The 23,259-nt window shown below is 70.5% G+C and carries 24 protein-coding genes and 1 pseudogene; 15 read left to right on the top strand and 10 right to left on the bottom strand.

Annotated features, from left to right (window positions below):
* The first annotated feature begins 119 nt into the window (after positions 1–119).
* Complete coding sequence (locus ACGFJ2_RS54715; protein ID WP_358201670.1) at positions 120–500, top strand: helix-turn-helix domain-containing protein; 381 nt, start codon at positions 120–122, stop codon at positions 498–500.
* Positions 501–531: 31 nt separating this feature from the next.
* Here ACGFJ2_RS54715 and ACGFJ2_RS54720 read toward each other — a convergent pair whose 3' ends face one another.
* Entirely contained in the window at positions 532–927 is a 396-nt protein-coding gene (locus tag ACGFJ2_RS54720) for a winged helix-turn-helix transcriptional regulator (protein ID WP_393482590.1), read from the bottom strand.
* A 134-nt stretch (positions 928–1,061) separates the two neighbouring features.
* Here ACGFJ2_RS54720 and ACGFJ2_RS54725 point away from each other — a divergent pair, with 134 nt between their 5' ends.
* On the top strand, positions 1,062–1,940 hold the full coding sequence (locus ACGFJ2_RS54725; protein WP_393482593.1) for an aldo/keto reductase family oxidoreductase: 879 nt from the start codon (positions 1,062–1,064) through the stop codon (positions 1,938–1,940).
* Here ACGFJ2_RS54725 and ACGFJ2_RS54730 read toward each other — a convergent pair.
* Positions 1,887–2,198, bottom strand: coding sequence for a hypothetical protein (locus ACGFJ2_RS54730; RefSeq protein ID WP_393482596.1), 312 nt, complete (start codon positions 2,196–2,198; stop codon positions 1,887–1,889). The two genes, ACGFJ2_RS54725 and ACGFJ2_RS54730, sit on opposite strands and share 54 nt — an antisense overlap.
* A gap of 227 nt (positions 2,199–2,425) precedes the next feature.
* Here ACGFJ2_RS54730 and ACGFJ2_RS54735 point away from each other — a divergent pair, with 227 nt between their 5' ends.
* Complete coding sequence (locus tag ACGFJ2_RS54735) at positions 2,426–2,728, top strand: hypothetical protein (RefSeq protein ID WP_393482599.1); 303 nt, start codon at positions 2,426–2,428, stop codon at positions 2,726–2,728.
* A gap of 16 nt (positions 2,729–2,744) precedes the next feature.
* Here the strand turns inward: ACGFJ2_RS54735 and ACGFJ2_RS54740 are convergent, their stop codons facing one another.
* Positions 2,745–3,488: a TetR/AcrR family transcriptional regulator gene (locus ACGFJ2_RS54740; RefSeq protein WP_357957027.1), complete on the bottom strand. Its 744-nt coding sequence runs from the start codon at positions 3,486–3,488 to the stop codon at positions 2,745–2,747.
* Between the two features lie 85 nt (positions 3,489–3,573).
* Between ACGFJ2_RS54740 and ACGFJ2_RS54745 the strand changes: the two genes are divergently transcribed.
* From ACGFJ2_RS54745 to ACGFJ2_RS54760, 4 genes are all read left to right on the top strand, one after another.
* Positions 3,574–4,098 carry a DUF1707 domain-containing protein gene (locus ACGFJ2_RS54745; protein WP_393482603.1) on the top strand — a complete coding sequence of 175 codons (525 nt, stop codon included), beginning with the start codon at positions 3,574–3,576 and terminating at the stop codon, positions 4,096–4,098.
* Positions 4,099–4,327: 229 nt separating this feature from the next.
* Positions 4,328–5,932, top strand: coding sequence for a DHA2 family efflux MFS transporter permease subunit (locus ACGFJ2_RS54750; RefSeq protein WP_393482606.1), 1,605 nt, complete (start codon positions 4,328–4,330; stop codon positions 5,930–5,932).
* Between the two features lie 70 nt (positions 5,933–6,002).
* Positions 6,003–6,605 (top strand): TetR/AcrR family transcriptional regulator, encoded by a 603-nt coding sequence (locus ACGFJ2_RS54755; RefSeq protein ID WP_358201715.1) that lies wholly within the window; start codon positions 6,003–6,005, stop codon positions 6,603–6,605.
* An 81-nt stretch (positions 6,606–6,686) separates the two neighbouring features.
* Positions 6,687–7,904: a cytochrome P450 gene (locus ACGFJ2_RS54760; RefSeq protein WP_357957020.1), complete on the top strand. Its 1,218-nt coding sequence runs from the start codon at positions 6,687–6,689 to the stop codon at positions 7,902–7,904.
* An 89-nt stretch (positions 7,905–7,993) separates the two neighbouring features.
* Here ACGFJ2_RS54760 and ACGFJ2_RS54765 read toward each other — a convergent pair.
* Positions 7,994–8,146: pseudogene (locus tag ACGFJ2_RS54765) on the bottom strand (hypothetical protein); the annotation flags it as partial.
* On the opposite strand from ACGFJ2_RS54765, the gene ACGFJ2_RS54770 reads away from it, so the two are divergent.
* From ACGFJ2_RS54770 to ACGFJ2_RS54785, 4 genes are all read left to right on the top strand, one after another.
* Positions 8,101–8,406: a hypothetical protein gene (locus ACGFJ2_RS54770; protein ID WP_393482841.1), complete on the top strand. Its 306-nt coding sequence runs from the start codon at positions 8,101–8,103 to the stop codon at positions 8,404–8,406. The pseudogene ACGFJ2_RS54765 and the gene ACGFJ2_RS54770 overlap by 46 nt on opposite strands.
* A 135-nt stretch (positions 8,407–8,541) precedes the next feature.
* Entirely contained in the window at positions 8,542–8,964 is a 423-nt protein-coding gene (locus ACGFJ2_RS54775; protein WP_357957018.1) for a nuclear transport factor 2 family protein, read from the top strand.
* 31 nt (positions 8,965–8,995) lie between these two features.
* Positions 8,996–9,874, top strand: a complete 879-nt coding sequence (locus ACGFJ2_RS54780; RefSeq protein WP_393482611.1) for a helix-turn-helix domain-containing protein — start codon at positions 8,996–8,998, stop codon at positions 9,872–9,874.
* Between the two features lie 70 nt (positions 9,875–9,944).
* Positions 9,945–10,340 carry a VOC family protein gene (locus tag ACGFJ2_RS54785; RefSeq protein ID WP_393482614.1) on the top strand — a complete coding sequence of 132 codons (396 nt, stop codon included), beginning with the start codon at positions 9,945–9,947 and terminating at the stop codon, positions 10,338–10,340.
* Positions 10,341–10,358: 18 nt separating this feature from the next.
* Here ACGFJ2_RS54785 and ACGFJ2_RS54790 read toward each other — a convergent pair whose 3' ends face one another.
* From ACGFJ2_RS54790 to ACGFJ2_RS54810, 5 genes are all read right to left on the bottom strand, one after another.
* Positions 10,359–10,763 carry a YybH family protein gene (locus tag ACGFJ2_RS54790; RefSeq protein WP_393482617.1) on the bottom strand — a complete coding sequence of 135 codons (405 nt, stop codon included), beginning with the start codon at positions 10,761–10,763 and terminating at the stop codon, positions 10,359–10,361.
* Between the two features lie 18 nt (positions 10,764–10,781).
* Positions 10,782–11,168: a nuclear transport factor 2 family protein gene (locus ACGFJ2_RS54795; protein WP_393482620.1), complete on the bottom strand. Its 387-nt coding sequence runs from the start codon at positions 11,166–11,168 to the stop codon at positions 10,782–10,784.
* Positions 11,169–11,289: 121 nt separating this feature from the next.
* On the bottom strand, positions 11,290–11,568 hold the full coding sequence (locus ACGFJ2_RS54800) for a sigma factor (RefSeq protein ID WP_393482623.1): 279 nt from the start codon (positions 11,566–11,568) through the stop codon (positions 11,290–11,292).
* A gap of 42 nt (positions 11,569–11,610) precedes the next feature.
* Entirely contained in the window at positions 11,611–13,122 is a 1,512-nt protein-coding gene (locus ACGFJ2_RS54805; RefSeq protein WP_393482626.1) for a carboxylesterase/lipase family protein, read from the bottom strand.
* Positions 13,123–13,256: 134 nt separating this feature from the next.
* Positions 13,257–13,880 (bottom strand): TetR/AcrR family transcriptional regulator, encoded by a 624-nt coding sequence (locus ACGFJ2_RS54810; protein ID WP_357957004.1) that lies wholly within the window; start codon positions 13,878–13,880, stop codon positions 13,257–13,259.
* 54 nt (positions 13,881–13,934) lie between these two features.
* On the opposite strand from ACGFJ2_RS54810, the gene ACGFJ2_RS54815 reads away from it, so the two are divergent.
* The 3 genes from ACGFJ2_RS54815 to ACGFJ2_RS54825 all read left to right on the top strand — a co-directional run bounded on the left by ACGFJ2_RS54815 (position 13,935) and on the right by ACGFJ2_RS54825 (position 18,279).
* Positions 13,935–14,297: a GatB/YqeY domain-containing protein gene (locus ACGFJ2_RS54815; RefSeq protein WP_357957002.1), complete on the top strand. Its 363-nt coding sequence runs from the start codon at positions 13,935–13,937 to the stop codon at positions 14,295–14,297.
* Positions 14,298–14,386: 89 nt separating this feature from the next.
* A complete protein-coding gene (locus tag ACGFJ2_RS54820) occupies positions 14,387–14,809 on the top strand; it encodes a cupin domain-containing protein (RefSeq protein WP_393482630.1) in 423 nt (140 codons plus the stop codon).
* A gap of 50 nt (positions 14,810–14,859) precedes the next feature.
* Positions 14,860–18,279 carry a hypothetical protein gene (locus tag ACGFJ2_RS54825; protein WP_393482633.1) on the top strand — a complete coding sequence of 1,140 codons (3,420 nt, stop codon included), beginning with the start codon at positions 14,860–14,862 and terminating at the stop codon, positions 18,277–18,279.
* On the opposite strand, the gene ACGFJ2_RS54830 is transcribed toward ACGFJ2_RS54825, so the two are convergent.
* The gene (locus ACGFJ2_RS54830; RefSeq protein ID WP_393482636.1) at positions 18,215–19,051 is read right to left on the bottom strand and encodes a pentapeptide repeat-containing protein; all 837 of its coding nucleotides are present in this window, start codon (positions 19,049–19,051) and stop codon (positions 18,215–18,217) included. The two genes, ACGFJ2_RS54825 and ACGFJ2_RS54830, sit on opposite strands and share 65 nt — an antisense overlap.
* Before the next feature lie 380 nt (positions 19,052–19,431).
* Between ACGFJ2_RS54830 and ACGFJ2_RS54835 the strand changes: the two genes are divergently transcribed.
* Positions 19,432–23,193: a S8 family serine peptidase gene (locus ACGFJ2_RS54835; RefSeq protein WP_393482638.1), complete on the top strand. Its 3,762-nt coding sequence runs from the start codon at positions 19,432–19,434 to the stop codon at positions 23,191–23,193.
* The last annotated feature ends 66 nt before the right edge of the window (positions 23,194–23,259 follow it).

Below are 23,259 nucleotides of genomic sequence, written 5' to 3' on the forward strand. Positions count from 1 at the left end.
GCTGAGCGCGAAGGCAACAGACTGGTTGACCTTCCTGTGGTCTCTTGCGGTTACTCAGAAACCATAAGAGAGTGTGCGCTGACATGGAAGAACGAACTTTTTAGTGACTGGGGAACCAGATGGTGACCAAGCAGCTCAGCGACTCGTCCGACGAAGCCGATCTGCGGCGCGCGGACTCCCTCGCGCGGGAGATCTTCTCGGATGTCGCCAACAAGTGGGCGTTGCTGATCATCGAGGCCCTCGGCCAGCGCACCCTGCGCTTCAGCGAGCTGCGGGACGAGGTCGAGGGCATCAGCCACAAGATGCTCACCCAGAACCTGCGCATGCTGGAGCGCAACGGCCTGGCGGAGCGAAAGGTGCACCCCACTGTGCCGCCACGGGTTGAGTACACCCTTACCGAGCCGGGTCAAGCCTTGCGAGCGACGGTCGACCTGATCTGCGACTGGACCCACCAGTACTTCGGTCACATCGAAGCCGCCCGCCGCGGCTTCCACGCCTGAGAGCTCACGTAGCTCGCGGCGTGGCCTCGGTTCAGGCGACGTGGGTGTCGTACGTCGCGCGGTTGGCGAGCACATCGTCCATGTGCGCCTCGGCCCAGGACTTGAGGCCGCGCATCATTTCCTGCAGTGAGAGACCGAGGTCGGTCAGCTCGTAGGTGACCGTGACGGGCACGGTCGGCGTCACCGTGCGGGTGATGAGGCCGTCACGCTCCAAGGAGCGCAGCGTCTGAGTGAGCATCTTCTGGCTGACGCCGGCCAGCAGGCGGGACAGCTCCGAGTAGCGCATCGACCTGGGCCCACCGGTGCAGTCGGCGCCGAACGGATGCGGGCCGTCGCTGCCCAGCGCGGCCAGGATCAGCGCGACCCACTTGTCGGAGATGCGATCGAGCAGCTTGCCGGCTAGGACACGCCGCCAGGAAAGCGTCATATTCCGCCTTGGCCTGTGCCTTCTTCTGGGCCACCGTCTTGGTTGCCATCGACCGCTCCTCTCACCCGTGGGCGACTTACGCACTTTGAGGTGCCTACTTCCTATCAGGAAGTTACATCCCCATATATAGAGGCATGAGGATTCTCTCCACTTCACTCCCTGGCGGCACCTGGACGCTGGGCGACCTGAGCGTCACCCGGTTCGGCTACGGCGCCATGCAGCTCGCGGGCCCCGGGGTCATGGGGCCGCCCGCCGACCACGACAGCGCACTCGCCGTCCTCCGCGAGGCCGTCGACCTCGGAATCACCCACATCGACACCAGCGGCGCCTACGGGCCGCACGTCACCAACCAGCTGATCCGTGAAGCTCTGCACCCCTACCCCGAATCGCTGCACATCGTTACCAAGGTCGGCGCGATCCGGGACCAGCAGGGCGGCTGGCCCCCGGCCCGACAGCCCGACGAGCTGCGCCGCTCCGTCCACGAGAACCTGGAGACCCTCGGCCTCGAGGTGCTCGACCTGGTCAACCTCCGGCTCGGCAACGCCGAGGGACCCCAACCCGGCTCGCTCGCCGAGCCGTTCGAGACGCTCGTCGACCTCCAGCGGCAGGGCCTGATCCGGCACCTCGGAGTGAGCAACGCGACCGCGGAACAGGTCGCCGAGGCACGGGCGATCGCGCCGATCGTGTGCGTGCAGAACATGTACAACCTCGCCTATCGCCAAGACGACAACCTGATCGACACGCTCGCCGAAGCGGGCATCGCCTACGTGCCCTTCTTTCCCCTCGGCGGCTTCAGCCCGCTCCAGTCCGCGGCGCTCTCGACCGTGGCCACCCGGCTGGACACGACGCCGAAGGCTGTCGCCCTGGCCTGGCTGCTGCGGCGCTCGCCGAACATCCTGCTGATTCCTGGCACCTCGTCGCCGGCGCACCTGCGCGAGAACGTCGCCGGCACGCGAGTCTCACTCTCCGACAGGGAGCTCGCCGAGCTGGACAAGCCGGCGACCGAGGGCTAGGGCGGCGACCACGGCGATGAAGGGGGAGTGGGCGGAGACGGCGACGGCCAGCAGGATCATGCCGGCCGTACCGATCAGCAGGCCGGTGGACAGGGCGGCGCGCATGCCCGCGCGGGTGACCGGGCGCTCGGCGACCTTGGTGCCGACGATGTTGAGCAGCGTCAGCGGCAGGTAGGCCCGCCCCGAACACCGCCGTGATCGCCATGGCCGCGACCAGGCTGCGATTGGCGAACATGCGCAGCGGCATGAGCGGATCACGGCTACGGGATTCGATCACCGCGAACGCCACGAGCAGCGCGGCGCCGAGACCGAAGGCGGCGAGGATGGACGGAGAGGTCCAGCCCCACTCGGGGCCCTGCGCCAGGACGAACACCAGCAGCGTGATCCCGGCGGTCGCGGTCAGCGCCCCGGGCAGGTCGAAGCGGCGTCCCCGTGCCGCGGCACCGTCTTGAGCGGTGCCGTCTTGAGCCGCGCCGTCTTGAGCGGTGCCGTCTCCGGCCGCGACGGTTCGGGCCGGGTCGGCGGGCAGGAGCGGAAGCGCCGCCAGCAGAGCCGCGCAGCGCATCCAGGAGCTCTTCGTCGCGGGCCTGCACAGCGAGAAGATCGCCCAACTGCTGCCCTGCATGCGGGACGCGGACGGCGGTCCGTCCGAGATCGCCACTCCACGGCTGGTCACCGAGCTCGCCACCGAACGGGACCGCATCAATCGGATGATCATCGACTTGGTCCGCTCGCGCGACGTCCTGGACGAAGTGATCGACACAGCCTCAGGCCAGACGACGACATGATGATCGAGCCCAGCCACTACTGACGCGTCTTCGGAGGCTCGGCCGTTGACGGGAGGGCCGCCGCGATGCAGTTGAGGACGCGCTCCAGCCCGTACCGGAACCGCTCGTCACGGCTCAGGTGCGTCTGGCGGGCCTGCGTCGCGATCTTGGTGAAGATCGGGTACTGGCCGCCCTTGAGCAGCTGCTCGACGTACGGGTAGGTCCGCGCCAGCCACTGCGGCTCGGTGAGCCCGCTGCGGCGCACCTCCTCGGCCCAGCTGACCTCGTCGCGGACGGCGCTGTCGATGTAGCCGTTCAGAATGGCCATGAGGCCGAGATTCTCGTCGATGGAGACGTAGGCGTCGAGGGCGCCCATCACCCGTTCGATCAGGCGCAGCTGGTTGGGGCCGAAGCCGGGGAGTGACCGGTGGACGGTGGCGATCCACGGGTGTCGCAGCCACATGGCGCGCATCCCGTCGGCGTAGCGGGTCAGGTCCGCGCGCCAGTCGCCGGAGGGCATGCCCTCGACGTCGATCTCGCCCTGCAGCCGGTCGGCTACGAGCTCGATCAGGTCATCGCGGCTGGGGACGTAGCGGTAGAGGGACATCGCGCCCGCGCCGATGTCGGCGGCGATCCGCCGCATGGTGGCGGCCTCCAGCCCCTCGGCGTCGGCGATCCGGATCGCCGCCTCGGTGATCTGGGCGCGGCTGTAGGCCGGCTTCGGCCCGCGGGCCGGGCGCTCGGGCCGCATCCAGATGTTGACGTACTCGGCGTCGCTCACCGTTCCACCCCCAACTTGCGTACATAGTACCCAGTGACTTAGCCTGGCCATCGCAACTGCGTACGAAGTACCCAATGGAGGGACCATGGATCCGATCGTGGTCAGCGAAGACGACCGCGACACGGCCGTGCGGCGCCTTCAGGAGGCGTACGCCGAAGGGCACCTCTCGTACGAGGAACTGGACGAACGCCTCCACCAGGTGCTCACCGCCAACACGCACAGCGAACTCGGGCCGGCTCTGGCCTCGCTCCCGGAGGAGGACGCGGGCACCACGACCACGATCGCCGCCGTCAGCGGACGGATCCAGCGGCGCGGCGCATGGCGCGTACCTCGGACCCTCAAGGTTGAGACCGCACTCGGAAGGGTGCGTCTGGACCTGTCCCGGGCGATCATCGACCACCCGGTGGTCGACATCGAGTTGCACCTCGGCACCGGCAGTGCCGAGATCACGGTGCCTCGCGACGCGCTCGTCGACGTCGAGGGCTTGCGCGCCGGGTGGAAGGCCCCGCTCTACAAGACCCGGCGACGCGTACGCCCCGGCGGGCCGCGAATCCGGATCTCCGGGGCCATGGGGACAGGACGGTTGAAGATCCGCCACGCGCGGCGCTAAGCTACGAGCCGACTTCTCACCGTTGGGCTTTCCGCCCCGCTTACCAGCTTCACCCGGGTCCCGATGACACGGGGAAGGTGGAAGTCGCTCACCACATCCTGGACAAGGGTGTTCTGCATGGTGGCGACGCGCGGCGGCCCTTCTGGTCTCCTCCGAGGTTTGCGCCGTTCTGGCATCAGTGGCGCGTGTCATCACCCAGCAGACGGTTGCCCTCAGAGAGGTCTCCGGAATGCCGGAAATCAAATCCACCGAACAACCGGTCACGCGGCGTCCGTGGCTGGTTCTCGCGATCATGTGCGTCGGCTTCTTCATGTCGTTGCTCGACGGATCCATCGTCAACGTCGCCATCCCCACACTGATCCATGGCATCGACGCCTCCTACGACCAGGTGCTGTGGGTCATCGACGGCTACCTGCTCGTCTTCTCGGTGCTGCTGATCACCACCGGGCGACTGGGGGACATCTTCGGATACCGCCGGCTGTACGTGATCGGCATCAGCACCTTCACCATCGCCTCGGCGCTGTGCGGGCTGGCCGACTCATCGCCGCAGCTGCTGGCCGCCCGGCTGCTGCAGGGACTGGGCGGGGCGCTGCTGTTCCCGCAGGTCATCTCGTCGATCCTGACGATCTTCCCGCCACGGCTGCGCGGCCGCGCGTTCGGGCTGTTCGGGTCGATCGTCGGCTTCGCCCCGATCGTCGGACCGGTCATCGGCGGCTTCCTGCTCGCCCATCTCAACTGGCGCTGGATCTTCTTCATCAACGTCCCGATCGGGATCATCACCGCCGTGCTGGCGCTGGCCTTCGCGCCGCCCATGCGCGCGGGCCGTCAGCACCGGCTCGACCTGGTCGGCGTCGCACTGGCCACCGCCGGGCTGAGCGGCATCGTGTTCGGCCTGATCGAGGGGGAACGCTACGGCTGGGGCACCATCACCGGGCCGATCAGCATCGCCTCGGCGATCGTCGCGGGCGTCGCGTCGCTGGTGGTGTTCGTCCTGTGGCAGCACCGGCAGCGGGACGAGCCCCTGATGCCGCCGGCCCTGTTCGGCGCGCGCAACTTCGCGGTCGGTAACTGGGTCGGGTTCGTCTTCCAGCTCGGCATGATCGGCATCATGTTCGTGGTGGTGCTGTACCTGCAGATGGCGCGGGGGTATTCGGCGCTGGAGACCGGACTGGTGGTGCTGCCGAGCGCCGTGCTCACCGCGGTCGGCTCGGCGTATGCCGGGCGGCTGTCGGACAGGTTCGGCGGCAAGTACATCCTCACGGCCGGCCTGACGCTGCTGGCCGTCGGACTGCTGGTGCTGGTCGCCATGGCGGGACCCGCCGGCGGCGCGTGGAGCCTGCAACCCGGCTTGACCATCATCGGAATCGCCGGCGGTGCCACGTTCGTACCCCTGCTGCAGGCCACCATGGACGGTGTCGATCCCCGGCTGGCCGGGGCGGCCTCCGGCGTGTCCAGCACCACCCGGCAGATCGGTGGCGTTCTCGGCACCGCCGTGCTGGGCGTCCTGCTGTCGGCCCGCCTCTCCTCGACCCTGCGTGACGAGGCCGAGAAGCGCGCCGGTCAGCTGCCGGAGTACCTGCGCGCCCAGTTCATCGACGACAGCGCCACCGCCGCGCACGACTACAGCCCGCCCATGCCGCCCGGTGGCCTGAGCCCCGCCACGAGGAGCCTGTACGAACGCGTCACCGCCGACACGTTCGCCACCGGCTTCGTCCACGCCATGCAGACCACCCTCGTGATGTGCGCCGTGGTCCTGGTGGTCGCTGTCCTGTCCTGTCTGCTGTTCAGCCCGCGCAAGAAGCCGGCGACCGAGCCCGCCCGGCAGTTGACCTAGCGCTCGTTCGGGCATATATATCGAGAGGTAAACATATGTAGTAGACCCGATATCAGACGGGAGCACCCCAGTGGCGCGTACCCAGGATCAGCGGCGAGCCGAGACCCGGGCCCGGCTGATCGACGCGGCCGCTGACCTGTTCGCCCGCAAGGGGTTCCACGCGGTGTCCGCCGAGGCGGTGGCCGATGCGGCCGATCGCACGACCGGCGCGCTGTACAACCACTTCGGCGGCAAGGAAGGGCTGCTGCTCGCGCTGCTGGAGGTGTGGAAGGACCAGACCGCGGCCGAGCTGCTCGCCGGGTTCGAGGAGGTCACCGAACTCGACGAGCGGCTGGCCGCCCTGTTCGAAGCGCTGACACGTAAGGACGAGGATCGCGGTGCGTCATGGCTCCTGCTCGAGCTGGAGCTGTGGCTGCACGGCGCGCGCGATCCCGTCATCGCCGAGCCACTGGCCAGGCGTTATGCCGACATCCGTGCCCGGCTCGCCGGCGGGCTGTCCGACTGGGCCGAGACGGCGGGCGTGCCGCTGCGCCGATCGCCGGAGCGGACGGCCACGGCCGTGCTCGGGGTGCTGATCGGCTGCGCGGTCCAGCACCGGCTCGATCCCGCCGCGGTCGAGGAGCGCGCCGTCGTGGAGAGCCTGCGCGACCTGCTCGGACTGCCCGACCCCTGAGTCCTTCGACGTCCCGGGCCCCGGGCCGTCCCGACCGCTCGACCTGCTCGACTCCTAGATTCTCGCGCCGAAAGGGAGCCCATGCGGATCAACCTGCTCGAAGAAACGTGGGAACGCGAAGTTCCGCACGACCAGTTCGCCTACCTGCGCCGGAACGCGCCCGTCCACTGGCACGACGTCCCCGACGACACCGGCTTCTGGGCCGTCACGAAATATCAGGACATAAAGGCGATCAGCCGGGACGTACAGACCTGGTCGACCGAGATCGGGACCGCGTTCATCCGTACCCAGACGCCGGAGTTCATCGAGATCGCCAGCATGATGCTGCTGAACATGGACCCGCCCAAGCAGACCCGCTACCGCCGGCTGGTGAGCGCGGGCTTCACGCCCAGGACGATCGCCCGGCTGCGGGGCACCATCCAACGGCGCGCCGAGAAGATCGCGGAAGCCGTACGGGAGCGGGACGGCGAGGTCGAGTTCGTGACCGACGTGGCCGAATACCTGCCGCTGCAGATGATCTGCGACCTGATCGGCGTACCCGAGGAGGACCACCACCTGATCTTCGAGTGGTCCAACCGCATGGTCGGCTTCCAGGATCCCGACTTCCGCACGACGCCCGAGGACGGCGAGATCGCCGGGGCCGAGATCTTCTCCTACTGCGACGGCCTGGTCGACGACCGCCGCCGCAACCCGCGTGACGACATCCTCACCGCGCTGGTGGAGGGGGAGGTCGACGGCGACCGGCTGACCAGGGAAGAGATCGACTCCTTCTTCGTGATCCTCTGCGTCGCCGGGAACGAGACCACCCGCAACCTCATCGCCCACGCCATGAACGCCCTCATCCTCCACCCGGACAGCTACCGCGACCTGGCGGCCGGCCTCGACGACGAGGCCCTGTGGCGCAGCGCCACCGAGGAGTTCCTGCGCTGGGGCTCCTCGATCCACAACTTCCGGCGCACGGCCACGCGAGACACCGAACTCCGCGGCCAGAAGATCGCCGAAGGGGAGAAGGTGGTGACGTTCTACATGTCCGGCAACCATGACGAGGACGTCTTCGCCGACCCGTACACCTTCGACATCCGCCGCAGCCCCAACGACCACATGACGTTCGGCGGCGGCGGCCCGCACTTCTGCCTGGGCGCCAACCTGGCCCGGCTGCAGATCAACTGCATGATCAGGGAGCTGCTGCGCCGCTTCCCCGAGGCGGAGCACGCGGGGCCGGTCAAGAGGATGCGGTCGGATTTCATCAACGGCATCAAGCACATGCCGGTGCGCTTCTCCATGGCCGGGCCGAGGTAGGGGATCCGAACGTACGTGGCGGTCAGTGGCCGCCGAGGGCGTGCCAGACGAGGACCGCGGTCCGCTCTGGCCAGCGGGGCGGCGGCGAGTTCGGCCTTGCCCGGCCACCTGCGATACAGGGCCGGGCGGCTGGCGCCCGCCTCCTGGGCGAGGCGCCACGCCGCCGCCGCACATGCCGGTGCCCCAATGGTGGGGGGTGTGCGAGGCCAAGCCCGGCTCCCGCGCCTCTGCCCTGGCACCACCCGCGCGACCGGCGCGGGTGCGGCTTCCGGCGCCTGGTGAGCCGGTCGGTTTCGCCGACCACGTCAAGCCGCTGTTCCGGGAGGTGGACCGCAAATCGATGAGTTTCGCCTTCGACCTGTGGTCGCGGGAGGACGTCGCCCAGCACGCCGACGCGATCCTGCACCGGCTCCGCCAGGGCACCATGCCGTGCGACGGTGCCTGGTCCGCCGAGCAGGTCGATCTCTTCGCCCGATGGATCACCGAAGGAACCGCACCGTAAGCCGTAAGCCGTAAGTCGTGGTCCGTGTGGCCGTACCTCTCAAACAGGTCGTTCAGGATCGGGTGCGCGAGCTAGCGGAATCAGCGAAGCGGCGTCGGTTGCTAAATGGGGACTTCCCCACTTAGTCTGACCGGCATGACACTGAGCGCCGACGACCGCGCGGCCATCACAGAGCTGATCTCCCTGCACGGGCACCTGTTCGACAACGGCGAGTTGGATCGGCTGGACGAGCTGTTCACCCCCGACGTCGTCTACGACGCCACTGACTACGGCGTCGGATCGCTGGAGGGCGTGGCGGCGATTCTGGACGCCGCGCTCACGCTGGGCGCGCGAAACCCCGTGGGCCATCACGTGACCAACGTCGTGCTCACCGAACTCGCCGACGGCAAGGTGCGCGCCCGGTCCAAGGCGATCTCCATCATGGCGGGCGGCACCTGCGGAAGCGCGACCTACGACGACGTCATCTCGCACGGCGACCAGGGGTGGCGGATCAGCCACCGCAAGATCATCGCGCGGCGAGCGCCTCTCGGGGGTCTCGGTAGCGATGGCGGCCAGTAGCCGTGGAGCTTGTCCGCCGTAGTGTGACAAGGTGACCGTTCCTGCCGATCAGATCTCCACCGCCTTGGCGCCGTTCGTGGCGACACTGGCCGCGTACGATCTCGGGCCGGGTTCGGGCGGCGTTCATCGCGGGCTTCCCTCGTCCACGGTGTCGATCACGATCCCCGAGGAGGACCCGCTGGAGATCGCCTGGGTCGGGCGGCCCGGTTCACGCAGACGGCTCCGGGCCGTGGTGGCCGGACTCCATCTGAGCGCGGCCGAGCTGCGGCAAGAGGGGTGCACGCGCGGCGTGTGGCTGACGCTCAGCCCGCTGGGTGCCGGCGCGCTGCTGGGACTTCCCTCGTCGGCGGTGGCCGGGGACATCGCCGATCTCGCCGACGTCGTCCCGGCGATGGCGGACCTGCCGGAGCGCTTGGCGACCTGCCGGTCCTGGCCGCAACGTCGCGCCCTCGTCGAACGCTCGCTGCTCACCGGCCTGGCCCGGCACGGCGAACGCGCCAACAGTCGCGAGCTGCGGGCCACTCTCGCGGTCCTGTCCGGGACCACCCGGGTACAGGAGGCGGCTCGGCTGCTCGGGTGCTCCCGGCGGCAGCTGAGCAGCACGGTTCGCACCGAGTTCGGGGTGACGCCGAAGGAGTACCAACGGCTCGTCCGCTTCGAGGCCGCCCGGAGCCGGCTCGTGGCCGCCGCCGGTGGGGGAGGGGACGGCCTGGCGGCGGTGGCCGCCGCGTCGGGATTCGCCGATCAGGCGCACTTCACCCGGGAGTGGCGGGCCATGGCCGGGTGCACGCCCACCGAGTGGCTGCGGGCCGAAAGCCTGGCCGTACGGGATTCGCCCGCCCGCGACCGGCCACCGGGCGAGGAGCGCGCGTCGAACCGGCTGCCGGGCCAGGAGCGCGCGTCCAGGTGACGACCGATGCGGGCGCGTTCCTTCCCGTATGTTCAAGACCCCTACGCCCGCCCGACCGCACCATGGGCACATGACGCCAGATATCCGCATCACCCCTCGTCTCATCGTGCCCGACCCGGACCGCGCGTCGGCGTTCTACCAGGACGCCCTGGGCGCCGAGCAAGTGTTCCGTGCTCCGCAGGGCGACGACGGACGGCCCGCCGTCGTCGACCACCGCATCGGTGGTTCGTCCTTCCGTGTCTCGCCGGCCGTCACCTCGTGGGGCTGGCTCTCACCAAGCGATCTCGGCGGCTCCGCGGTACTCCTGGAGATCGAGGTCGGGGACCCGGACGCGGCCGGCGAACGCATGGTCGCCCACGGCGCCGAGGTGCTCGTGCCGATCGAGAACCGGCCCTACGGCAAGCGCTCGGGCCGCGTCCGTGACCCATTCGGCCACCTGTGGATCATCACCGGCGAGCTCCGCTGAGCCTTACCCGGAGAGGCCTCAGCCCTCCTGTCCGCCCGCACTGTGGTCGGCGAGGGGGAACGAGTGGTGCTCGTGCGCCACGACCCATCGCCCGTCCTTCTTGCGCAGGCCGAGCGTCAGCCGCAGCCGGTGCCGCGCCACGTCCTCGGGCATGCCGCAGCGAAGCAGGGCGTGGGCGAAGGCGACGTCGTCACCGGCGGTGACCTCCAGCGTCTCGATCTCGAACAGCGCTCCTTGCGCCTGCCACTCGAAGAACGGCGGCCACGCCTTCCGGTACGTCTCGATGCCGCGAACCTCCCCGGGCACGTCGAACATCACGATGTCCTCGGCGTGGTCGGCGACAACGGCCGCCAGCTCACCACGGTGCACGGCCTCGGCCCAGGCCTCGATCAGGCCGCGAATCCGCTCTTCGTTGATCGACATGGAGGCTGCCCTTCGGGTTCAGATGTATCCGTCAGGACTACAACCCGAGCCATCGGCGAAAATCATCGGCTCGAGCCCGAACATGGCGAAATCGGCATCCAGGAACGAGACCACCTGCGCGACCAGCGAGCCGCGTAGGACGAGCAGATCCAGGCCGGCCGGAACGTAGGCGGCTCTGTGCTCTTCCCACATGTACGTGCCGAAGGCGAGCTGCCCGTTCGCCCGCGCGGGCAGCAACCGCCACCGCCGCTTGAGCGGCCCCTCGAGCAGGAAGGCCCGGATGGCTTCGTGGCCCGCGTACCAGGCGGTCAGCGGCGGCATCGAGTACTTCGCGTCCTCGGTCAGCATCGCCACGATGGCCTCGACATCACCGCTCTCCCAGGCGGCCGCGTACCGGAGCGCCACCTGCCGCTGCTCCGCCTCGCTCGGCCGGGTGGCCTCGGGGAGGAGGCCGGCCAGGGCCTTCCTGGCCCGCTGGAGCGCGCTGTTGACCGCCGGAACGGTGGTCGACAGCAGGTCGGCGGCATCACGGGCGGCGTAGCCGAAGCTCGATGAGGGTTAAGGCCCGATTGGTAGCGATTTTGTACAGCCACGGCCGGATGCCCCCTCGGTCCTCGAACCTCGCCAGGTTGCGCCAGGCACGATCCAGCGTCTCCTGCACGGCGTCGTCGGCGTCGTGAACGGAGCCGAGCATCCGGTAGCAGTGCGCGTGCAGTTCGCCCCGCAACGGCCCCACCAGCCGGCCGAAGGCACTCTGATCCCCGGCCTGGGCCGCGGCCGGCAACCCCTCCGCGGTGGTCTCCATCGACCGTCCTTTCCCAGGTCACTGCGTGGACGAAGGGGAGGTTCAGGGCATTCGTCCCCAGAAGTCGAGGCCGTGCTCGGCCACGTAGTCCGTACCACCGATCCGTTCGGGTGCCAGGGATTGAACGTAACCGGTGCTGACGTCGGGCCAGTCCGGCAGGTCCGCGCGGGCGGGATCACCGTGGCGGGCGAAGGTCGTCCAGTACTGGTTCATCCGGTCGGCGAACTCACGTTGTGCCGCCGACAGCGACGTACCGCCGCCGGGAAAGTCGAATTGGTACGCGAGAGCGCTCGAATGCTGGGCGCCGGCCGGGAACCCCGGGAGAGGTACGAGCGATGGGGCGGCCCGATCGGCGAACTCGTAGAACCAGGTGGCGGTGTGCGCGGCGAAGGCGCGGCCCAGCTCCCAGGCCGGTCGCGCCCAGGCCCGGTCCGTGGCGATCTGGGCCCAGGCGAGGCTCGGTGTCGGGAAGCCGTCGAGAGGGTAGCGGGCGGCGACCTGATCGGCCGAGTCACCGAACGCCTCGGCCACCAGTCGCGGGTAGCTCTCGGCTGTGACCGGGTTGCCGACGAGGTCGGCGAAGAGCCCGACGAAGAAACGCGCCTCGTCGCGCATGGCGCCCAGCATCAGCGGTATCCGGTGAAAGCGTCCGGCGGGTATCGCCGTCGAGGGCGACTCAGGCAGGGTGATCCCGCCGAAAGCGGGCCGGATGAAGGAGTCCGACGCCTGGAGCAGATCTGTCGCCGGGACCCGCCGGAGCTGCGCGAGCGCCGACTCGGGATCGACGCCCGGCGTGACCCAGCCGCGCTCGGCCGCGACCGCGGCGCCGAACTGCTCCAGCTCGGCCACTGGGGCCCATCTCGGTGGGAGCTCCGGAACACCGGGAATGAAGGTGTGCGTCGGCGTCGTGCCCAGTACCGAGAACGCGCTCTGCAGGATCGCTCGGTGGAACAACCCCGCCGACGCGGGTGACACGAGGTGCGCGGCGATCATGAGGGCCCCGTACGACTCTCCGGCCAGGGTCACATTCGCCGGGTCGCCGCCGAACCGCGCGATCTCCCGCCGCACCCAGCGAAGTACCGCCTGTTGATCCCGCAGACCGAAGGTGCCGCCGTCGGCGAGACCCGGGTGGCCGAAGCACCCGAACACGCCGAGCCGGAAGTTCGGTGCCACGACGACGACGTCGCCGGCGACGGCCAGCCGCTGAGCATCGTAGGCAGCGGCACTGCCGTTCGTCCCGCCGCCGCCGTGCAGCCATACCAGCACCGGGCGCCCGGTGCCCTGGGCGGCCTCCGGCACGGTGATGTCGAGCGTCAGACAGTCCTCGTCCACGGAGGTGACGTCCGCGAACGACTGAGCCAGCTGCGGCGCCGGGTTTCCGGGCACGGTCGCGTCCCGGATCCCGGTCCACGGCTCGACCGGCACGGGCGGCCGCCATCGCCGGTCTCCGATCGGAGCCGCGGCATAAGGGATCCCCTGGAACGAGAGATGGCCGTCAAGCCGGCGGCCACGGACGGCACCGCTGCTCAGCCGTACGGTCACGTGCTGGGTCATGGTGCGAACTCCGTGGTCAGTGTGCGCGTGGCGGGTTCTCGGTCAAGTGGCGCAGGCCCACCGGGCTTCCGTAGCAATATGTTCATATTGCTACGATAATAGTATGACCATATTGCGAGGGAAAAGTGCCGCAGTCAGGCGAGTGAGCGATCGTGACGCCCGGCGAACACCGTGGCGACGACCAGGCGCAACACGTCGCGCGCCGAGAACGCGTCCGCACCCGAGAGCGCGACCTGATCGGCCAGGCCCTGCAAGGTCGCGAGGATCATGCGGGCGGCGAGCACGGCGTCCACGCCGGAATCGACCTCACCACGCTTCCTGCCGTCCTCGACCGCCATCGTGACGTATCCGAGCAGGTCACCGCCCGCCCGCCGGGCAACCTCGGCGAGACCGGGGTGATATGGCGCCTGAGCCGAAAGGCACTGCCGGACGCGATACTCGATCTCCCGCTCCTCGTCCAGCGGCAACAGCTCGACAAGACTGTCGAGCAACACCCGCGCGACCTGGAGACCGGCGTCCGAACCCTCACGGACACGCGCCCCCACCCGCTCGCTCATGCGACGCACGGCGTCGTCGTAGGCGAAGCGGAGCAGCTCGTCCTTGCCGGCGAAGTAGTGCTGGATGAGCCCGACCGAAACCCCGGCCTCCGCCGCCACGCGCGAGAACGAGACGCCGGCCAACCCCTCCGCGGCGAGCAAGCGCTGGAATGCCCGTGCGATCTGGACACGACGCTGGTCGTGATCGGCAACCCGCGGCACCCCGCTATCGTACCGCCGTATTGTTACCCTCACCCCGGATCAGGAGTTCGGCACATGCGCGCCAACCTGCGCGACGACCTGAAAACCGCCCTCAAGGCCCGCGACCGCGTCGCGATCACCGCACTCCGCTCCGCTCTGGCGGCGATCGAGAACGCCGAAGCCGTCCCAGTCGACTCCCCGTCGCCCGGCGGCCCGCAGTACAACGAGCACTTCGCAGGATCGACCGCCGGCCTGGGCGCCGCCGACGTGGAACGTCGTCTCCTCACCGAGGCCGATCTGCTGTCGATCGTCGAGAAGGAAGTGCGGGAGCGCTCGGTCGCCGCGCGGGAGTACGAGCGGCTGGGCCACGACGACCACGCCGAGCGGCTCCGCGCGGAGGCCGAGGTGCTGAGCCGGTACCTGGAGCCGACCGTCTGAACACAGCACAACCGCCCCATAGGGCTGTCACAAATGGGGCGGCCGTCTTGTCCTCACTCCGGACAATCCCCGTTTGGATGGAGGAACACATGAGCGCACACCTGCCCCCAGGCGTTGAGGTGATCGCGACCCTGCCGGAGGCGGCGGCCCGGATCCCGGCCGGCGCCGAGGCCAGGACCGTCCGGATCACCCTGCCGCCCGGCGACCCCGGCGCGCCGCCGCACCGACACCCCGGGCCGATCTTCGGCTACGTGACCGAGGGCGAGATCCTCTTCGAGTTGGAGGGGCAGCCGCCCCGGGCGCTGAAGGCCGGTGACGCCCTGTTCGAGCCCGGTGGCGACGTGATCCACCTCCAGGGCGCCAACAACCTTCCGGACGCGCGGTCGCAGATGGTGGTGACCATGTTCGCGCTGCCGGGCACCCCGATTCTGACCATGGTCAGCGCGGAGGAGCTGGCCGAACGACGGCACCTACGGGTCACCCCGACCATGAGGGCCACCAGCATCTCCTGATATACGAAGAGTCCATGTCCCATCACGTTGGGTGACGGTAGATTTCCCGTGTGGCGAACGCAGCGGATTCTCGTGAGGCCGAGTTCGGAGCCGAGCCGCGGCGGCGGGTCGAGACGGGCCGTTCGCGGTCCCGGCCCGCGGCCGGCTGCCCCTATCCGGGGCTGACGTCCTTCCGCACCGGGGACGCGCGCTTGTTCTTCGGCCGCGAGCGGGCCGTGGCCGATCTGGTGGCCCTGCTCGCCGACCCCGATACGGCGGGTCATCCGGCGATCGTGATCGGCCCGTCGGGAGTGGGCAAGTCCTCGCTGCTGCGCGCCGGTCTGGCCCCGGCCGTGCTGCGGGGCGCGCTCCCCGGTCGCCGGCCGGGCCGGCCGAGTGTGGCGTACCTGACGCCGACCGCCCAGCCGATGCGCGAGCTGGGCGGCGTCGACTCCCGCACGCTGGTGATCGTCGACCAGTTCGAGGAGCTGTTCACGCTGTGCGGCGACGAGGCCGCCCGGCAGGCGTTCATCGCCGAGCTGTGCCACCGGGCGGCCGCGGGCCTCGCGGTGGCCCTGGGCGTACGCGCCGATTTCTACGGCCAGTGCGTGGCCCACCCGCCGCTGCTGGCGGCGCTGCGGGCGCGTTGCCTGCCGCTCGGCCCGATGGCGGCCGGGCAGCTGCGCCAGGCGATCAGCGAGCCGGCCGCCGTGGCGCAGCTGGACATCGAAGCCGGCCTGGTCGAGCTGCTGCTGCGCGACGTGGGCGCCCGGACCAGCGGCGCCTGCGATGCCGGGGCGCTGCCCCTGTTGTCCCATGCGCTGCGGGCGACCTGGCAGAAGCGGACCGGCAATCTGCTCACCGTCGCGGGTTACGAGCGTACGGGCGGCATCCGGGGGGCGATCGAGGTCACGGCCGAGCAGGCGTACGCGGAGCTCGACCCGGCGCAGCAGCAGGTGGCCCGGCACATGCTGCTGCGCCTGATCCAGGTCGGCGACGGGACGGCCGACACCCGCCGCCGGCTCGCCCGCCAGGCACTGACCGACGACGGGGACGAGGCCGTCCTGGAGGCGTTCATCCGGGCCCGGCTGCTGACGGCCAACGCCGCATGGGTGGAAATCAGCCATGAGGTCCTGTTCGACGCCTGGCCCCGGCTGAAAGGCTGGATCGACGCCGACCGGGCGGGGCTGCGGATCCGGCGGCAGCTCGCCGACGCCGCCGAGGCGTGGGAACGCGCGGGCCGCGACGACGGCCTGCTGCTGCGCGGTCCCCAGCTGACCATGCTGCGCGAATGGGCCGACGCGGCACTCGCTGTCAACCTCACCCCCGCCGAGTGCGCCTTCCTGAGCGCCAGCCGGCAATGCGGTGAGGCCGAGCAAGTGGAGACGGTGCGGCGTAACCGCCGGCTACGCCGCCTGGTCCGCTGCCTCGGAATCACGCTGGCGCTGACCGCGGTCGGCACGGGGGTGGCGGTCAGGCAGGCGGCGGAGGCGCACCGGCAGGAACGGAGCTCCCTGGCCGGGCGGCTGTCGGTCGAGGCGGCCCGGCTGGCCGGCCACCGGCCGGAGGTGTCGGCGCTGCTCGCCTCGGCGGCCGTCGAACAGGACCGCACCCCGCAGTCGCTTAGCGCGCTGATGAGCACGCAGGCAGGAGGGTTCGCCGGGCGCCTGGCCGGGCACGGGGCGGCGCTGTGGGGAGCGTCCTTCAGCGCCGACGGCTCGACGCTCGCCACCGTCGACCACGGCGGCCGCGCCCTGCTGTGGGACGCCCGCCGCCGGACCGTGACCCATACGCTGGAAGACCTCTCCGCCCGCCTCACCGCCATCGCCGTCAGCCCGGACGGGCGCCTGGTCGCCGGGGCGGGCGACGACAGGCGGCTGCGGATGTGGGACGCCGGGACCGGTAAGAGGCTGGCGACGCGCGAGCTGCCGGGCGGCGCGGCGATGGGCGGTCTCTCCTTCGATCAGAAGGGCTCGATCTTGGCCGTGGCCGGGACCGGGGTCGTGTTGTGGCGGGTGAGCGACCTGCGGGCGCTGCCTGCTCCGCCGTGGGGGTCCGATGCGATCGAAGGTGCCGCGTTCAGCCCCGATGGCACGCTGCTGGCCGCCGCCGGCCACGACGGGAAGCTGCGGCTCTGGCGCACCGACGGCGCGAGCGGGCCGCCGCCGGCTCTCTCAGCGGGCGCGCACGCGTTGCACGACGTCGCCTTCAGCCCGGACGGCACGCGGCTGGCCGCCGCCGGTGACGATGGCGCCGTACGACTCTGGCGTACCTCCGACTGGCACCCGTCGGGCGTGCTCACCGGGCATCGCGGCGCCGTGTGGGATCTCGACTTCCGCGGTGACGGCCAGCTGCTCGCCACGGCGGGTGAGGACCAGCGGATCCTGCTGTGGGACGTGGCGGCGAGCCGCCAGGTCGCCGAGCTGACCGGCCACAGTGCCCCCGTGCACGCGGTCGCCTTCCCGCGCAGCGGGACGCTGCTGGTCAGCGCCGCCGCCGACACCACCGGAGCCATCTGGGACACCGCGGGCTGGGAGATCCGCGGCTGTCCCGAGCCGGAGACGGTCGCGGCGACATGGGGCCCCTGGGGGCTGGTGACGGGTGCCGCCGACGGCGTCGTTCGCTACGGCGGACCCGCCGCCGCGACCGGGCAGTGCGAGCAGCTGTCCCTGCCCTACCCACGCATCCGCGCGCTGGCCAGGGGCGGGAAGGACGGAGACCTGCTGGTGGCCGGCGGTGACAGGGGACGGATTCGCGTCTGGAGTCTCCGGCGCCGCGCCGAGCTCTACCGGCTCGACTCCGGAGCCGGAGACCAGCACGGTGTCGCCGTCGATCCCGAAGGCGACCTCGTGGCGGGCGGCTATGGCAACGAGATCCTGGTGTGGCACATCACCACGGGTCAAGTCGGCAGAGTGGACAAGTGGACGGCGAGCGGGACAGTGGGCACGCTCGCGTTCGACCCCGGCGCGGGGACGCTGACGACAGGCGAGGACCGGTCCGTATACGTGCGGCGACTGGGCGATCCCGCCTCGCGACGGCTCCTCATGGTCGCCACCGCGCCGATCACGGCGCTCGCCTACAGCGCGGACGGCACCGTGCTGGCGATCGGCTCCGATGACGGCACGGTGCGGCTCTGGCAGGTCCAGGGGCGCCGCGAGCTGTTCGCCCTGTCCACCCGTCAGGGCTCCGTCCGGGCGTTGGGCTTCGCCTCCGGCCATGGCCGCCTGGCCGTCACCGGAGCGCTCGGCACGGTGCGCTGGTGGGATCTGGACGAGGGGGCGGCGCTGCGCCACGCCTGCGACATCGCCTCCGTGCCCCAGCCGCAGGAGTGGGTGCGGCTCGTACCGAACATGAAACCCCTGCCGCCCTGCGCCTTCAGCTCTTCAGGCGCTCCGGTGTCAGCGCCGCACGCGGCGCCGGGGCGCGTCATCGGCGCGGCCGAGCACCCCGTCGTGGCCGGTCCGGGGCCGACCAGTGGGCCGGGCGCGTGAGCGCGGACGGCAGCTTGGTGGCGCTGTCGCCTCTGGCCGCGTTGAGCTGCGGCTGGGTGAGGAAGATGCTGCCCGTGAGATCGGCGCCGGCCAGCTCGGCGCCTCGGAGGTCGGCGCCGATCAGGTCGGCCAGCCGCAGGTCCGCGCCGCGCAGATCGGCGCCGATGAGGAAGGCCCCGCGTAGATCGGCGCCTCGGAGATCGGCGCCCTTGAGCTTGGCCCCGATGAGGTCGGCGCCCCTGCGGTTCTTCCGGCGCGAGGTCTCGCCCCGGACCAGCTCACTCGTACGCAGCAGCAGGGTGTTGACGCTCTGCCGGTGCGCGGGCACGTCCACGAGCAGCAGGGTGTCGGCGTCGGCGCGGCTGAGCCGCCCGGTCTCGTCGAGCGCTGCGCGGAGGTCGTCGTGGAGCTCACGGGCCGGGTCGAGGGTCAGCGCCTCGGTCAGGTACCACAGCAACTCGTGGAGCTGGCGCACCACCGGGAACACCGCGAACATCCGCGTCGCCGTCTCCGGAGCCCGCCGCCAGTCCTGCCCGGCGAAGGTGACCTGGGAGACCTTCTGCCCCGCGCCGAAGCAGTCATAGACCGTGCAGCCCGGGAAGCCGCGCTCCCTGAGATCGCGGTGGATGCCGCAGCGGAAGTCCGCCTCCAGGTTGGGGCACGGCCGTCCGGCGTCCTTGTCGATCGCGAAGTCGGCCGAGGCGGCGAAGGGCAGCGCCACGCAGCACAGACCGAAGCAGCTCTCGCAATCGGCTTTCAGGGATTCGGACAAGAGCAGAGGTCTCCTTCTGGGGCACCGAGTCTCCGAACATTACCCCAGCTCCGCAGCCGAGAATTCGGGAGCGCGTCACACTCCGGGGCCCGGCACCGCTCTTGGCTCGAAAACCGCTCAGCATCGATGGGACATCTCATGATCTTAGTAACCGGCGCCACCGGCCTCGTCGCACGCCCCCTGATCGAGCCCCGCGCGCGGTGGCCCGCCTTCGCCGAGTGGGTTGCCGATCATGCCGCCGAGTTCGGGGAGTGAGCGCTCCTTAGGGCTGGCGAGTTCACGACAAGTCGGGATCTGGCCACACCTTTCGCATGGACAACGCTAGATCATGACCACTAGGAATTCGGTAGCTTCTCTTACCGATTCGCTGGAGGTCGTCAATGCTGCGTGGGCTGCGTGGGCGAAGGGCGGTGGCCACCGTCGCGGCGGTGCTGGCCGTCTCCGCGCTGTCGGTGCCCGGTGCCCAGGCCGGCGCCGAGGTGGCGGCCCCAGGACTCGCGGCGGGTACGGCCGGCGGTGAGATCACCCTCATCACCGGCGACCAGGTGCACCTGCGCGCCGTCGACGGCGGCCACCAGGCGGTGACGATCACTCCGGCCCCACGCGCGGACGGCTCCGTACCGAACTTCCAGGTGCTGGAGACCGACGGACAACTGAGCGTCATCCCCGACGACGTCGCCGCCCTGGTCCCGCAGCGTCTCGACGCGGCGCTGTTCGACGTCTCGGAGCTGGCCGAGGACGGGTACGACGCCGCGATCCCGCTCATCCTCACCTACGAGGGCAACACCACCAAGTCCGCCATCCCGGCCGTCAAGCAGCTCCGCACGCTGGAGAGCATCGGCGGCGCGGGGGTGTCGATCGCCACCCATGACGCGGCCCGTTTCGGCGCCGCGCTGGCCGGGCTCGCCGCCGGAACCGCAGCCCGCGCGGCGAGCCCGTTGGCCGGGGTGTCGAAGATCTGGCTCGACCGCAAGGTGGAGCCGGTGCTGGAGAACAGCGTGCCCCAGATCGGCGCGCCCGAGGCGTGGGCGGCCGGGTTCGACGGCACGGGCACGACCGTGGCGGTGCTCGACACCGGCATAGACGCCACCCATGCCGACCTGGCCGGAAAGGTGACCGACCAGCGCGACTTCACCGGCGAGAACGCGACCGGCGACCCCAACGGCCACGGCACCCACGTCGCGAGCACCATCGCGGGCTCCGGCGCCGCCTCGGACGGCCGCCGCAAGGGCGTGGCGCCCGGGGCGGGGCTGCTGAACGGCCGGGTTCTGGGCGGCGACGGCAAGGGCCAGCTCTCCTGGATCATCGACGGCATGGAGTGGGCGGCGGGGGAGAAGCACGCACAGGTCGTCAACATGAGCCTGGGCAGCCGCGTCGCGGGCGGGCCGCTCTCCTCGGCCGTGTCGCGGCTGTCCCAGCAGTACGGCACGTTGTTCGTGGTGGCGGCGGGCAACGACGGCTGCGACGGCTGCGTCGGAGCCCCCGGCGACTCCGCCGACGCGCTGACCGTCGGCGCGGTCGACCGCGCCGACCAGCTGGCCACCTTCTCCAGCAGGGGCCCGATCGCCGTGGACGGCTCGGTCAAGCCCGACGTCACCGCGCCGGGCGTGGAGATCACCGCCGCCAAGGCGGGCGGCGGCTACGTCACGATGTCGGGCACCTCGATGGCCACCCCGCACGTCGCGGGCGCCGCGGCGCTGCTGCGGCAGGCCCGGCCCGGCATCACCGGGCCCGAGCTGAAGTCCTTGCTGATGGAGAGCGCCAAGCCCATGCCGGGCACGCCCGCCGACGCGCGGGGCACCGGCCGGATCGACGTCGGCGCGGCGCTGAAGGGCGCCGTCGTCGCGTCGGCCGGCTCGGTGAACTTCGGCGGCCTCGTGGAAGGCGCCGACAAGAGCGTCACGATGACGTACCGCAACCTCGGCAAGGAGCCCGTCGAGCTGGACCTGAAGGCCGGCGGCCCGTTCACCGCCGAACCCGGCGAGGTGACCGTGCCCGCCGCCGGGCAGGCCGAGGTGAAGGTGACACTCAAGGGCGCGCCCTCCGGCCGGTTGCGGGAGGAGTTGTCGGCGAGCGTTCGCGGCGGGGCCACCGTACGGACCCTGCTGACCGCGAGCGTCGAGCAGCGGCTCGTCGAGCTGCGGGTACGCGGGGTGGCCAGGGACGGCCGCAACGCGCGTGGCGGGTTCACGGTACTGAACCTGGACGAGGGCACCCTGGTCGGGCGCGTCCTGCCCGGCGACCCGGCCCAGCCGTGCACCGAGCAGAAGTCCGGCACCGGCACCTGCCTGCTGGTCAAGCCCGGCACCTACTCCGTGCTCGGCCACATCTTCACCATGCCCGCCACCCAGGACAGCACGGCGACGGGCAAGCCGCTGAACGAGAGCCTCGTCGGCGATCCCGAGATGAAGATCACCGGGGACACCGAGATCGTGCTCGACGCCCGCAAGGCCGTCGAGGTCGAGATCCGGACCCCCGACCACAAGACCAAGCGGAACATGGGCGCCGCGGCGCAGCTCGCCTGGTACCGCGCCGGCGAGAAGGGAACGGCGCTGCGCGGCGGCACCAACATCTCGCCCGGCGGGCAGGTCGAGGAGCGGCTGTTCATCCAGCCGACCAGGAAGGTCACCAAGGGCACCTTCACCGTCGCCACCCGCTGGCGGCTGGAGGCACCCGCGCTCACCCTGACGGCTCCGGGCCTCGACCTGAACCCCCAGTACTATGACCCGGTCTCCTTCAGCGACTACGCCACGGAATACCCGAAGCTGGACGGCACCGCTCTGCTCTCGGCGGTCGACGCCGGACGTGGCACGCCCGAGGAGATCAAGGCCCGCGACCTGCGCGGCAAGCTGGCGGTCATCCGCCGTACCGACGGCGTGCCCGTCTCGGCCCAGTCCAACGCGGCGGCGGCCGCGGGAGCCAGGATGGTGGCGATCTACAGCGACCGTCCGGGGGCGGACATCACCTCGGGCGGCACCGGCGTCAAGCTCACGGTCCCGACCGTCCGGCTGACGCAGGAGGAGGGCCTGAAGCTGGTCGAGCGGCTGCGGCGGCTGCCCGTGCCCGTCCTGGCCAAGGGGATCGTGGCCAGCCCCTATGTGTACGACCTGTACCTGCGCGAGAAGGGCCGGGTGCCGGACTCGCTGCGGTACGTGGTGCGCGACCGGTCCCTGGCCAGGACCGAGGCGGGCTATCACAGCCAGCTCGCCGACGACGTGACGGTGAACGAGGCGCGGTTCGTGTTCGAGCCGTGGGACACCTCGTCGATCTCCACGAACCGGCCACTGGCCAAGACGCCGCGTACCCAGGTCCAGTACTTCACTCCCGACCCCGACCTGCGCTGGAGCTCCTCGGCGGGCAGTCCCGAGCGGCACTACAACACGATGTGGCCGCACGTGGACACTCCACGCGTCGCTCTGTCGTCACCGGAGTTCCGCAGCTATGAAGCGGGGGAGCGGGTGGAGCGCAGCTGGTTCAAGCAGCCGCTGCTGCCGGGCGTCAACCCGCGCAATCCGCTGCGCAGGGAGGGCGACAAACTGCGTATCTCCATGCAGGGCTTCGTCGACGCGAGCGGCAACTACGGCGACACCTACACCAGCACGTTCGAGCACGGCATGAAAACCGATTTCCGCCTCTACCAGGGCGACTCACTGCTCCAGCAGACCAACTACCTGCCTTCGGGCAGCGTGCCCCTGCCGGTGGAGAAGTCCACGTACCGGATCGAGTACGACGTGCGCAACGAGGCCACCTGGGCGAAGCTGTCGACGCGTATCCGGTCGGTGTGGACGTTCGGCTCGGAGCACGTGGACGCGGGGGTCGCCACGGTGATCCCGCTGATCCTGGCCGGGATCGACGCGCCCGTCGACCTGAAGAACCAGGCCCGCTCGGCCAAGCTCGGCGTGTCCTTCCATCGCCAGGAGGGGGCGGCGCGGAGCGCGCTGAAGGAAGTGTCCCTGGAGGTGTCCTACGACGACGGCGCCACGTGGCGGGCGACCCGCCTGCGCGCGAAGGGCGGCACGGACTCCTACGAGGCCACGCTGGACCGACGGCCTGGGAGCTTCGTCTCGCTGCGGCTCAAGGCCGCCGACGTCGACGGCAACACCTTCTCCCAGGAGGCCATCCGCGCGTACGCGACACGGTGACGGTCATCCCCGCCTCCATGGGACGGTGACGGTCATCCGCGCCTACCTGGCGCGGTGACACTCAGA

The sequence above is a fragment of the Nonomuraea sp. NPDC049028 genome (genome assembly GCF_043197735.1).
Lineage (GTDB): Bacteria > Actinomycetota > Actinomycetes > Streptosporangiales > Streptosporangiaceae > Nonomuraea.

Coding starts and splice junctions, on each gene's coding strand:
- ACGFJ2_RS54715 (WP_358201670.1), top strand. CDS start 120: ATGGTGACCAAGCAGCTCAGCGACTCGTCCGACGAAGCCGATCTGCGG.
- ACGFJ2_RS54720 (WP_393482590.1), bottom strand. CDS start 927: ATGACGCTTTCCTGGCGGCGTGTCCTAGCCGGCAAGCTGCTCGATCGC.
- ACGFJ2_RS54725 (WP_393482593.1), top strand. CDS start 1,062: ATGAGGATTCTCTCCACTTCACTCCCTGGCGGCACCTGGACGCTGGGC.
- ACGFJ2_RS54745 (WP_393482603.1), top strand. CDS start 3,574: ATGGATCCGATCGTGGTCAGCGAAGACGACCGCGACACGGCCGTGCGG.
- ACGFJ2_RS54750 (WP_393482606.1), top strand. CDS start 4,328: ATGCCGGAAATCAAATCCACCGAACAACCGGTCACGCGGCGTCCGTGG.
- ACGFJ2_RS54760 (WP_357957020.1), top strand. CDS start 6,687: ATGCGGATCAACCTGCTCGAAGAAACGTGGGAACGCGAAGTTCCGCAC.
- ACGFJ2_RS54775 (WP_357957018.1), top strand. CDS start 8,542: ATGACACTGAGCGCCGACGACCGCGCGGCCATCACAGAGCTGATCTCC.
- ACGFJ2_RS54785 (WP_393482614.1), top strand. CDS start 9,945: ATGACGCCAGATATCCGCATCACCCCTCGTCTCATCGTGCCCGACCCG.
- ACGFJ2_RS54790 (WP_393482617.1), bottom strand. CDS start 10,763: ATGTCGATCAACGAAGAGCGGATTCGCGGCCTGATCGAGGCCTGGGCC.
- ACGFJ2_RS54800 (WP_393482623.1), bottom strand. CDS start 11,568: ATGGAGACCACCGCGGAGGGGTTGCCGGCCGCGGCCCAGGCCGGGGAT.
- ACGFJ2_RS54805 (WP_393482626.1), bottom strand. CDS start 13,122: ATGACCCAGCACGTGACCGTACGGCTGAGCAGCGGTGCCGTCCGTGGC.
- ACGFJ2_RS54815 (WP_357957002.1), top strand. CDS start 13,935: ATGCGCGCCAACCTGCGCGACGACCTGAAAACCGCCCTCAAGGCCCGC.
- ACGFJ2_RS54820 (WP_393482630.1), top strand. CDS start 14,387: ATGAGCGCACACCTGCCCCCAGGCGTTGAGGTGATCGCGACCCTGCCG.
- ACGFJ2_RS54835 (WP_393482638.1), top strand. CDS start 19,432: ATGCTGCGTGGGCTGCGTGGGCGAAGGGCGGTGGCCACCGTCGCGGCG.